Source organism: Rhodococcus sp. (in: high G+C Gram-positive bacteria) (genome assembly GCF_049591685.1).
Lineage (GTDB): Bacteria > Actinomycetota > Actinomycetes > Mycobacteriales > Mycobacteriaceae > Rhodococcoides.
Window position 1 is genome coordinate 1 of the sequence record NZ_JBAWFH010000315.1, and the last position, 10,752, is coordinate 10,752.

12 protein-coding genes and 1 pseudogene are annotated in these 10,752 nt (G+C 64.7%); 9 read left to right on the plus strand and 4 right to left on the minus strand.

Features of this window, described 5'->3' with window-relative positions:
- A partial coding sequence (locus tag WBQ44_RS12975) for a MinD/ParA family ATP-binding protein (RefSeq protein WP_495567091.1) occupies positions 1-1,103 on the plus strand: 1,103 nt, incomplete at its 5' end.
- A 5-nt stretch (positions 1,104-1,108) separates the two neighbouring features.
- On the opposite strand, the gene WBQ44_RS12980 is transcribed toward WBQ44_RS12975, so the two are convergent.
- Complete coding sequence (locus WBQ44_RS12980; RefSeq protein WP_495567100.1) at positions 1,109-1,609, minus strand: M23 family metallopeptidase; 501 nt, start codon at positions 1,607-1,609, stop codon at positions 1,109-1,111.
- Positions 1,610-1,985: 376 nt separating this feature from the next.
- Here WBQ44_RS12980 and rpsB point away from each other — a divergent pair, with 376 nt between their 5' ends.
- The 6 genes from rpsB (at position 1,986) to WBQ44_RS13010 (ending at position 7,163) form a co-directional block, all read left to right on the plus strand.
- Complete coding sequence (gene rpsB, locus WBQ44_RS12985; protein ID WP_495567092.1) at positions 1,986-2,909, plus strand: 30S ribosomal protein S2; 924 nt, start codon at positions 1,986-1,988, stop codon at positions 2,907-2,909.
- A 105-nt stretch (positions 2,910-3,014) separates the two neighbouring features.
- Positions 3,015-3,839: a translation elongation factor Ts gene (tsf, locus tag WBQ44_RS12990; RefSeq protein ID WP_495567093.1), complete on the plus strand. Its 825-nt coding sequence runs from the start codon at positions 3,015-3,017 to the stop codon at positions 3,837-3,839.
- Positions 3,840-4,089: 250 nt separating this feature from the next.
- Positions 4,090-4,818 carry a UMP kinase gene (gene pyrH, locus WBQ44_RS12995; protein WP_495567094.1) on the plus strand — a complete coding sequence of 243 codons (729 nt, stop codon included), beginning with the start codon at positions 4,090-4,092 and terminating at the stop codon, positions 4,816-4,818.
- 83 nt (positions 4,819-4,901) lie between these two features.
- Positions 4,902-5,459: a ribosome recycling factor gene (gene frr, locus WBQ44_RS13000; protein WP_495567095.1), complete on the plus strand. Its 558-nt coding sequence runs from the start codon at positions 4,902-4,904 to the stop codon at positions 5,457-5,459.
- A 28-nt stretch (positions 5,460-5,487) separates the two neighbouring features.
- Complete coding sequence (locus WBQ44_RS13005) at positions 5,488-6,453, plus strand: phosphatidate cytidylyltransferase (RefSeq protein WP_495567096.1); 966 nt, start codon at positions 5,488-5,490, stop codon at positions 6,451-6,453.
- Positions 6,450-7,163: a class I SAM-dependent methyltransferase gene (locus WBQ44_RS13010; protein WP_495567097.1), complete on the plus strand. Its 714-nt coding sequence runs from the start codon at positions 6,450-6,452 to the stop codon at positions 7,161-7,163. Before WBQ44_RS13005 ends, WBQ44_RS13010 begins: the two co-directional genes overlap by 4 nt.
- On the opposite strand, the gene WBQ44_RS13015 is transcribed toward WBQ44_RS13010, so the two are convergent.
- Positions 7,160-7,999 carry an HpcH/HpaI aldolase/citrate lyase family protein gene (locus tag WBQ44_RS13015; protein WP_495567101.1) on the minus strand — a complete coding sequence of 280 codons (840 nt, stop codon included), beginning with the start codon at positions 7,997-7,999 and terminating at the stop codon, positions 7,160-7,162. The genes WBQ44_RS13010 and WBQ44_RS13015 overlap by 4 nt on opposite strands.
- 106 nt (positions 8,000-8,105) lie before the next feature.
- Positions 8,106-8,540 (minus strand): LapA family protein, encoded by a 435-nt coding sequence (locus WBQ44_RS13020; protein ID WP_495567098.1) that lies wholly within the window; start codon positions 8,538-8,540, stop codon positions 8,106-8,108.
- Positions 8,541-8,834: 294 nt separating this feature from the next.
- Here WBQ44_RS13020 and rlmN point away from each other — a divergent pair, with 294 nt between their 5' ends.
- Positions 8,835-9,899: a dual-specificity RNA methyltransferase RlmN gene (gene rlmN, locus WBQ44_RS13025; protein WP_495567102.1), complete on the plus strand. Its 1,065-nt coding sequence runs from the start codon at positions 8,835-8,837 to the stop codon at positions 9,897-9,899.
- 73 nt (positions 9,900-9,972) lie between these two features.
- Here the strand turns inward: rlmN and WBQ44_RS13030 are convergent, their stop codons facing one another.
- Positions 9,973-10,242, minus strand: coding sequence for a DUF2631 domain-containing protein (locus tag WBQ44_RS13030; RefSeq protein ID WP_495567099.1), 270 nt, complete (start codon positions 10,240-10,242; stop codon positions 9,973-9,975).
- 201 nt (positions 10,243-10,443) lie between these two features.
- On the opposite strand from WBQ44_RS13030, the pseudogene WBQ44_RS13035 reads away from it, so the two are divergent.
- A pseudogene (locus WBQ44_RS13035) lies at positions 10,444-10,752 on the plus strand (allantoinase); the annotation flags it as partial.

A 10,752-nucleotide genomic window follows, 5' to 3' on the forward strand; every position in this document is an offset into this window, starting at 1 on the left:
CCCCCGCCGCAGCGTCCCCTGGCCCCGCCGCGTCTCCCGGTCCGGCAGCGTCCAGGGGATCCGCCGCACCGCAGAACGAGTCCGACCGCGGGCAACAGGATTTGCAGCAGGGTCGTCGGCCTTCCGATCCTGCGCAGCAGTCGCCCTACGCACCCTCGAGCCAGGACCTCGTTCCGGACAGCCTTCTTCGTCGTCCGAAGCGCGCCTCGACGTCGGGGTGGCGCCGCGGAGTGCATCGCCTCACCGGCGGCGTCATCAACCCCGGCGAGTCGACGGCCGAGGAGCGGTACCGCAATCAGGTGGAACGCATCAGGCAACCCGTCCTCGGCGACTATCGGATCGCGTTCCTGTCGCTCAAGGGCGGCGTCGGCAAGACGACGACCGCGCTGGGCCTCGGCTCGACTTTCGCTTCGCTGCGTGGCGACTGCGTCATTGCGGTCGACGCCAACCCGGACTTCGGCACCCTCGGCGAGCGGGTGCCCCGCCAGACGTCGTCGACGGTTCGAGATCTGTTGGCGGACGGGCCGAACATCCGTCGCTACTCCGACATCAGAGCCCATACGTCGCAGGCTCCGAGCCGGCTCGAAGTGCTTGCCGGGGAACGTGATCCGGCGGCGTCGGAGATGTTCGGGGAGCAGGATTACCGCTCGGTCATCGAGATGCTGCAGGTGTACTACAACCTGATCCTCACCGACTGCGGAACCGGGATCATGCACTCCGCGATGAACGGAGTGCTACAACTCGCGAATGCCCTCGTGCTGGTGTCCTCGCCTGCCGTCGACGGTGCGCGTAGCGCTGCTGCCACACTCGACTGGCTGCAGCTGCACGGCTACGGGCATCTCGTCGAACGTACGGTCGTGGTCATCAGTTCGGTACGTCCGGGTTCTTCCGCGGTCGACATGGACCTGCTGACTCAGCACTTCCTCGAACGATGCCGTGCTGTGCTGGTCGTCCCGTTCGATGAACACCTCGCCGAGGGCGCCGTCGTCGATCTCGAACTCCTCCGGCCGCAGACGCGGGCCGCCTTCGTCGAGCTCGCTGCGATGGTGGCCGACGATTTCCCGGCGTCGTCGGGCAGGCACTCGGGCCCCGGTCGGCGTTAGAGACCTCAGCGCGCTCTCCGAGTTGCGAGTCCTCCCAACGGTTTGAGTCTGATGGGCGTCGTGTTCAACAGTGCTGTGGGGTCGAGATACACGCGGTCACGGCGAACTCCCCAGTGCAGACACGGATCGGGGCATCCCGCATGACCCGCGTCGAGATTGCCGATCGGGTCTCCCACTCGAACCCGGTCGCCTCGCCGGGTGGACGCCACGACCGGCTCGTAGGTGGTTCGAAGACCGTTGGGGTGATCGATCGACACGACCGGTTTGCCGGCGACGGTCCCGGCGAACACAACGATCCCCGCGCCGGCAGCGTGCACTGGCTGTCCGTGTCGGCCGCCGAGATCGACGCCGCGGTGCCCGGGCAGCCAATCGTGCTGCGGTGGGTCGAAGGCGTTCACCACGCGGGGCCTGGGTTCCAGAGGCCACGAGAACATGGCGCCGGTCTCGCTCGGTCGCGCCGCCGATGGTGCTGCGGGCAGCGCGGTCAGCAGCGCGAGCGCCACCATCGTCGCGATTCCTGCACGGGTTGGCCGTCGTGGATTCACGGGTGTCAGCGTTCATGCCGGACGGTCCGCTCGGAAGAGCGGGTGCCGCGTGTGTGAACAAAGGCCGAATTCATGCACAGACTGCGCGACGTCTTGACGTGAAGGGCCTGGTTATGTTTCGGATCAGCGAAGCCGTACACTGGTGTAGCGACCTGTGCCCGCACGGGTCGACTTCGCGCGTCCGCGTAACGAAGCAATCCATCGCTGTGGTGGCTCGTACTTCGTAACCGGTTGCCGGCGGTCTTCCTGTCGAAGGGGGTCCGGCAACCAGCGGTCGCCAGGGCAGGGGTCGACGACACCCTGCGTCAACCGGCAATCGAAAGAGAGTTATTCAGCCATGGCTGTAGTAACCATGAAGCAGCTGCTCGACAGCGGCACACACTTCGGACATCAGACCCGTCGCTGGAACCCGAAGATGAAGCGATTCATCTTCACCGACCGCAACGGCATCTACATCATCGACTTGCAGCAGACTCTGACCTTCATCGACAAGGCCTACGAGTTCGTCAAGGAAACCGTCGCCCACGGTGGCACGGTTCTGTTCGTCGGCACCAAGAAGCAGGCGCAGGAGTCAATCGCCGGTGAGGCAACTCGCGTAGGTATGCCCTACGTCAACCAGCGCTGGCTCGGTGGCATGCTCACCAACTTCCAGACGGTCCACAAGCGCCTTCTCCGCCTCAAGGAGCTCGAGGCAATGGAGCAGACCGGCGGCTTCGAGGGACGCACCAAGAAGGAAATCCTCATGCTCACGCGTGAGATGACCAAGCTGGATCGAACCCTCGGTGGTATCCGCGACATGGCGAAGGTTCCCTCCGCCATCTGGATCGTCGACACCAACAAGGAGCACCTCGCGGTTGCCGAGGCGCGCAAGTTGAACATCCCGGTCATCGCGATCCTGGACACCAACTGCGATCCCGATGTCGTCGACTACCCGATCCCGGGTAACGACGATGCGATCCGTTCGGCCGCGCTGCTCACCAAGGTCGTCGCGTCTGCGGTGGCCGAGGGTGTTCAGGCCCGCGCCGGACGCAACACCGGCTCGGACGACAAGCCCGAGGTCGGCGCAGGCGAGCCCCTCGCCGAGTGGGAGCTCGAGCAGCTCGCACAGGCGTCGCCGGCAGCCGAGGCCACGCAGGAAGCTGCAGCGGAAACGCCTGCCGCGGCCGAGGCACCTGTCACCGACTCCCTCGGTGAAGGCAACGCAGACGCTCCTGCTGCGACCGAAGCACCTGTCGCGGAAGCACCCGCAACCCAGGCATGATCGAAGGGGTCCCGATCGGAGCGCACACATCCGGTCGGGACCTTTTCTTTGGATCCACCTGCCCAATCTCTGCCCACTTACAGCATTCGAGGAGGCTCGCTCAACATGGCGAACTACACCGCCGCTGACGTCAAGCGGCTCCGTGAGCTCACCGGCTCCGGAATGATGGACTGCAAGAACGCACTCGCCGAGACGGACGGTGACTTCGACAAGGCCGTCGAACTGCTCCGTATCAAGGGCGCCAAGGACGTCGGCAAGCGCGCCGAGCGCTCCACCGCCGAGGGCCTGGTCGTCGCCAAGGGCGGCGTCCTGGTGGAAATCAACTCCGAAACCGACTTCGTCGCCAAGAACGACGAGTTCCAGGCGTTCGCGGACTCGGTCGCAGCTGTCGCAGCCGAAGGCAAGCCCGCCGATGTCGAGGCGCTCAAGGCCCTCGATCTGGGCGGCAAGACCGTCGACGCCGCTCTGGGTGAGCTCTCGGCCAAGATCGGTGAGAAGCTCGAACTGCGTCGCGTCGTGTCCTTCGACGGACCGGTCGCGGCATATCTCCACAAGCGCAGCGCAGACCTTCCCCCCGCCGTCGGCGTACTCGTGGAGTACACGGGTGAGGGCGACGCCGCCGCAGACGCCGCTCGCGGCGCCGCAATGCAGGTTGCTGCACTGAAGGCGAAGTACGTCACCCGCGAAGAGGTGCCCGAGGACATCGTCGCCTCCGAGCGTCGCATCGCCGAAGAGACCGCGCGCGAAGAAGGCAAGCCCGAGCAGGCGCTCCCGAAGATCATCGAAGGCCGCGTCAACGGCTTCTTCAAGGATGTCGTTCTCACCGAGCAGTCCTCGGTGCAAGATTCGAAGAAGTCTGTCAAGGCGATCCTGGACGAGGCAGGCGTGACCATCACACGCTTCGCTCGTTTCGAGGTCGGCTCGAACTGACCCTCCTGACACGGAGCGGAACACCACGATGCCGTCCGTTCGACTCCGGTCGAGCGGACGGCATCGTCGTGTCCGGTAGCGGTGCCCACCCGTCGTGTCCGCAGAAGAGAGTGCCGTCGGACGCGTCGCGGGTGGTGTCGTCCGCAGCGGTTCCGATAAGGCAGGATAAGGGTGTGGGTGCACCACGTCGCAGCGAGCGGCGCGCCCTTCTTCACCGTGCGCATTCGACAGGCGAGAACCGAGGAGAGACATGACCGATCCCGCCACCGACCGCCCCGGATTCAAGCGTGTGATGCTGAAGCTGGGCGGTGAGATGTTCGGCGGAGGCCAGGTGGGCCTCGATCCGGATGTCGTCAACAATGTGGCCGAGCAGATCGCCGAAGTCGTGTCCACCGGCGTACAGGTTGCCGTTGTCATCGGCGGCGGTAACTTCTTCCGCGGAGCCGAACTGCAGCAGCGCGGCATGGACCGGTCCCGCTCGGACTACATGGGCATGCTCGGCACCGTGATGAACTGCCTCGCGCTGCAGGATTTCCTCGAGAAGCAGGGTGTGGCAACACGCGTGCAGACAGCCATCACGATGGGCCAGGTGGCAGAGCCGTATCTACCGCTCCGTGCCCGTCGCCACCTCGAGAAGGGCCGGGTCGTCATCTTCGGCGCCGGTATGGGCATGCCGTACTTCTCCACCGACACCACTGCAGCCCAGCGCGCACTGGAGATCGGAGCAGAGGTTCTGCTGATGGCCAAGGCCGTCGACGGCGTCTACTCCGCCGATCCGAGGCTCGACCCCGAGGCCACCATGTTCGACTCCATCACCCACCGTGAGGTGATCGAGAAGGGCCTCAAAGTCGCCGACGCGACGGCGTTCAGTCTGTGTATGGACAATCAGATGCCGATCATGGTGTTCAACCTCCTGACGCAGGGAAACATCGCCCGGGCCGTCGCGGGTGAGAAGATCGGAACCCTGGTGACATCGTGATGGCGACATGGTGAACAGGGCCGGTCACACCGACAGATTTCGACACATGCTGGATCACCAGCGCAGGACGATGGAGGACAACAGTGATTGACGAAGCGCTCTTCGACGCCGAAGAAAAGATGGAGAAAGCAGTCTCGGTCGCGCGTGACGATCTGTCGTCCATCCGCACCGGTCGCGCGAACCCCGGCATGTTCAACCGCATCGTCGTCGAGTACTACGGCGCGTTGACCCCCATCACCCAGCTTGCAAGCATCAACGTGCCTGAGCCGCGGCTGGTGGTCATCAAGCCGTACGAGCAGGCGCAACTCGGTCCCATCGAGACGGCGATCCGGAATTCGGACCTAGGCGTCAACCCGACCAACGACGGCAACCTGATCCGTATCGGTGTTCCCCAGTTGACCGAGGAGCGTCGCCGTGAGTTCGTGAAGCAGGCGAAAGGAAAGGGCGAGGACGCCAAGGTGTCCATCCGCAACATTCGTCGCAAGACGATGGAAGAGCTCAAGCGCATCCAAAAGGACGGCGAGGCAGGCGAGGACGAGGTCGGTCGCGCCGAGAACGAACTCGACAAGACGACCTCCAAGTACACCGCGTCGATCGATGATCTGGTCAAGCGCAAGGAATCGGACTTGATGGAGGTCTGATCCGCGTCCAGCGCAAACGAAGACGATTATGAAGCAAGGAGATGGCGTCGTGGTGGGTTCGGATCGACCACGGGGGTCTGCTAAGCCGGACCCCTCGACGCCCGACGGTGCCAAGCCTCCCGAAGGCCGCCCGGCGACCCCACCCGGCGGGACGGGCAAACCCGCAGTGAAGACGCCGGGCAAAGCCGGTCGAAACCTGCCCGCAGCCATCGCCGTCGGAGGTGCGCTGGGCGTCTCGCTGATCTTGATCATGGTCTTCGTCCCGCTGGTGTGGATCGGCGTCGTCGCCGCCGCGCTGGCCGTGGCTACGTACGAAGTGTCCAAGCGACTGCGTGAAGCGGCTATTCTCGTTCCCCGAATCCCGCTCGTATTAGGTGGTCAGGCCATTATCTGGTCGGCGTGGCCGTGGGGGACCACGGGCGTCCTCAGTGCCACTGCAGGCACGGTTCTGGTGTGCATGGTCTGGCTGTTGTTGCAGCAGGGACTCGGTTCGGCGCCCAAGAACTACTTACGCGAGCTCGCCGTCACCATCATGGTCGCGTGCTGGCTGCCGCTCCTCGCGTCCTTTGCAGTTCTCATGGTGCTCGACGACAACGGCGCGGGACGTGTCCTGGTGTTTCTGATCGCCGTCGTGTGTTCCGACGTCGGTGGGTACATCGCCGGAGTACTGTTCGGCAAGCATCCGATGGCCCCCGCGATCAGTCCGAAGAAATCGTGGGAGGGCCTCGCCGGATCGCTGCTGTTCTGTGTGATCGGTTCGTTGCTGACAGTGACGCTCATCCTCGACGCGAATTCGATGATCGGTGTACTGCTCGGCGTCGTACTCGTGGTGACGGGAACACTCGGTGATCTGATCGAATCCCAGGTCAAGCGGGACCTGCGCATCAAAGACATGGGAACGCTGCTCCCGGGTCACGGCGGCCTCATGGATCGCCTCGACTCGCTTCTTCCCTCGGCGTTCGTTGCCTGGTTGGTCTTCGCACTGCTGCTGTGAGCACACCCCGCACCATTCCGAGCCCCAATATCTGGCACTGGCCGGATGTGTACGAGGCGGAGAATCGCGCACAGGACATCGAGGGCCGAATCCCCGCCGCCCTGCGGCGAATTGCGTCGTGGGACGGTGTGACGCTCGTGGACGTGGGCTGCGGGACGGGTTTTCACCTTCCGGAGTTCGCGTCGTCCGCCGCACGGGTCGTCGGAGTCGAGCCGCATGAGCCGCTCGCAGCTTTGGCGCGAGCGAGGACGGCCGCGCTGCCCAATGTCGAAGTGGCTATCGGACATGCCGAATCGATACCGCTGCCGAGCGATTCGGTGGACGTCGTCCACGCCCGCACGGCCTACTTCTTCGGATCGGGCAGTGGCCCCGGTATCACCGAGGCGATGCGCGTACTGCGGCCGGGCGGCACGCTCGTGGTGGTCGATCTCGATGTGTCCGCATCGCCGTACGGGCAGTGGATGCATGCGGATCTGCCGAAGTACGACTGTGCGTCCGTCGAGGCCTTCTTCGCCGCTCAGGGGTTCGACATGGAGCGGGTCGACACGGTATGGGAGTTCCCCGACCGGCGCACGCTGCGCGCTGTCCTCAGAATCGAGTTCACCTCACGCACTGCGGCCAGGGCCGCACGAAGCGTCCCTGGCCTACAGATCGATGTGAGATACCGCGTGCACTGGCGGCGGAAGCCGGCCGGCTTGGAAGTTCGCTAGCCTGCTTCGATGCCGAAGACGGTGGCCGCATCCTCGATCCCGAGCGCCTTCGCCAGGCGGGGGAGGTCGCTACCGTCCTTCACGCGGGCACCGTCGGCGCCGAGCTCGGCGACGACCTCCGCGGCCCAGGCGACATCCGCGGGCGATGGCGCCAATTCACGATTGACGACGGGGGCCTGCTCGGCGCGCATGCAAAGTTTGCCCTTCATGCCCATGGAAAGCGTCAGCGCCGAATCACGCGCAAGGATGGATTCGTTCGCCGCCAGCGTGGGCCCGTCGATCGGGCCGGGTAGCCGGGCTGCTCGCGACGACACGACCAGACGGGAGCGGGGATACGCCATGGCAAGCGGCTCGTCGCTCATTCCGGTGTCGCGTCGAAAGTCACCACTGCCGAAGGCAAGGCGGAACGTCGAATCGGCACGAGCAATCTCGGGAGTGGCTTCCAGGCCGACAGCGGACTCGATGAGCGTCAGGATGCGGGTGCCCTCCGACAGGCGCGCAGCTGTTGCTTCGACCTGTCCGCCGCTCTCCGTCTTGGCGAGCATGACCCCGGCCAAGCCCCGGAGACCCGACAGCGCGGCGAGGTCGTCCGCCCAGAAGCTGGACGTGGCGTCGTTGATGCGTACCCACGCCGAGTTGCCTGCCTCGAGCCAGGACACCACGGCGTCGCGCGCCGCAGGCTTAGCAGCAGGAGCCACCGCGTCCTCGATGTCGAGAATGATCGCATCGACCTCGGACTTGACAGCTGCCGAGAACACTTCGGGCTTGGTGGCGGGCACCAGGAGCCACGACCGAGCGCGTTCGGGCGCCACACGAGAGGCGGCTGCTGTCTCCATGAAAGTGGTCACGTAAGGCTCCTAGCAGTGAGTTCGGGCACCTGCCAGCATGATCGATTCAGACCGAACTTGCCAGCTTGTGTGCATAGTGTTCACCGCACCGTGATCACTTCTTTTTGGCGGCCCGCCGAATCTGCAGAATGCGGACGCCGCCCGCGAGTGCCATCACCAGAGCGCCTGCGATGGCGGCGAGCAACATGCCGACACCGAGTGGCAAATTGAAGGTCCACACGAAGATGTTGACCGGCACGCCGTCCAGATTTTGCAGGATGAACACCAATAGAAGGACGAGGACAAGCGCGCCCACCACGAGTCCGGTCCATGTTGCCGCAGCTCGGGTGTGTGCGATGCCGTCGGGCGACTTCCCCGCAGGAGATCGAGTGTCGCGCACGGCGTCGGGATCAGGTGCGCTGTGAGTTCCCGAATCAGGAGAAGTGATCGGAGCGGGAGCATTGTCTTCGTGCGCCGCGGGAGCCGTCGGCTGATCGACGAAGATGCCGTCGTTGCCCGTCGTGTCGCCGTTTCCTCGTTGTGTGGACATCGTGTGATCCTCTCGTAAGCAAGTGACGACTGCACACGAATGTGCTCGGCGACCGTCTACCCGCGATGCCCGACGCGGAAACAGTGACCGCCACGCCCGCGTCCCCTGGGGCATTCCGCAGGCTCCACGCCCGGCCGACTAGGTGAGACGGCACAGTAGTGCGACACTGGAAGCACTATGAGTGACTCCGTTACCACGTCCGACGTGACCGCCGCCGGCGAACCCGTGTCTGCGACCCCAACCGCGAAGAGCAGGCCTACGCTGCCGTTGGTGTTCGCCGACAAACGCCGCGGTATGCCGCCGCGGCACCTCGCCGATCTCGATCGCGACGGTCTACGTGCAGCGGTGAAGGAGCTTGGACTCCCGGCGTTCCGAGCCGATCAGTTGGCACGGCACTACTACGGCCGCCTCGAAGCCGATACCGAGAAGATGACCGACCTCCCCGCATCGGTGCGGGAAAAGGTGGGAGCCGATCTGTTTCCGCCGCTGCTCACTCCGATCAAGCATCTCAGCTGCGACGACGGCGACACCCGCAAGACCCTGTGGAAGGCGAACGACGGCACGCTGCTCGAAAGCGTGTTGATGCGCTACCCGGATCGGGCAACGCTCTGCATTTCGAGTCAGGCGGGCTGCGGCATGGCATGTCCGTTCTGCGCCACCGGCCAGGGCGGACTCGATCGCAACCTCACCACCGCCGAAATCGTGGACCAGGTGCGGTCCGCGGCCGCCGACCTTCGAGACGGTGTCGTGCCCGGGGGAGAAGGTCGACTGTCGAACGTCGTGTTCATGGGTATGGGCGAACCGCTCGCCAACTACAAGCGCGTGGTCGCTGCAGTACGGAAAATCGTCTCGCCTGCCCCCGACGGCCTGGGCCTGTCTCAGCGGTCGGTGACGGTATCGACCGTCGGACTTGCCCCCGCCATCAGGAAACTCGCCGACGAGGGACTGTCAGTGACGCTGGCGGTATCGCTGCATACGCCCGACGACGAACTCCGTGACACCTTGGTCCCCGTCAACAATCGGTGGTCGGTGGCAGAGGTGCTGTCTGCGGCGCGCTATTACGCCGACCAAACCGGCCGTCGCGTATCCATCGAGTACGCGATGATCAAAGAGGTCAACGACCAGCCGTGGCGTGCGGACCTGCTCGGTAAGAAGTTGCACAAGGCTTTGGGCTCGCGGGTGCACGTCAACTTGATCCCGCTGAACCCCACGCCCGGAAGCGAGTGGGACGCGAGCCCCAAGGACGTCGAGAGAGAATTCGTTCGACGGGTCATCGCGCAAGGTGTGTCCTGCACGGTACGAGACACCCGCGGCCAGGAAATTGCCGCTGCCTGCGGCCAGTTGGCCGCCGAGAACTGACTCGACGATCACCAAAAAGCCCGGCGCATCTTCGCGCCGGGCTTTTGGTGATACGTATGAACTGAGCCGGTGATTACCTGGGCTTGCGCCGCACGACGATGTCGCGGACGACCATGGCCACCAGTGCTATGGCGAAGCCGATCAACCACAGGTCCTCCACCTTGCCGGTGTGGTTGCCGTGAATCATGAACAGCAAGAAAAGCGCCACCACGATCGAGGCGACACGCATCGCGGTGCGCGACTCGCCGGACCAACCCCAGTCCGCGGACGGAACCTCGGCGACGTCCTCGTGTGTGTACTCGACCGGGTCGTACGAAGCGGGGTTCAGCTCGGTTTGTGCCACCGGTCGATCCTCTCGGGTCATCTCCGCGCCGTCTGATCGGCGCGCATGCTCGTGGACAATATTTGCATACGACCGTGTGTCGTAGCGAGAGGGGTCGATCATCGAGTTTTCACCACGAATCCAGCGGCGACCCGCTCGTGCTGAGAGACTGCAGCGGTGACCTCGGAACGCCGTCAGCCTCTCGTCCCGTATCCCCGCGACATGGTGGGTTACGGCTCGACGCCGCCGAACCCCTACTGGCCGGGGGAGGCCAGAATCGCCGTCCAGTTCGTGCTCAACTACGAAGAGGGCTCCGAGAGCAACGTCCTCGACGGTGACGCAGGGTCAGAGGTTTTCCTCTCGGAGATGGTCGGCGCGCAGGCGTTCCCCAACAGGCACAAGAGCATGGAGTCGTTGTACGAGTACGGTTCTCGCGCCGGTGTCTGGCGCGTGCTGCGGGCATTCGAGCGTCGCGATCTGCCGTTGACGGTGTTCGCCGTGGCGAGTGCCATGCAGCGCAACCCCGAGGCG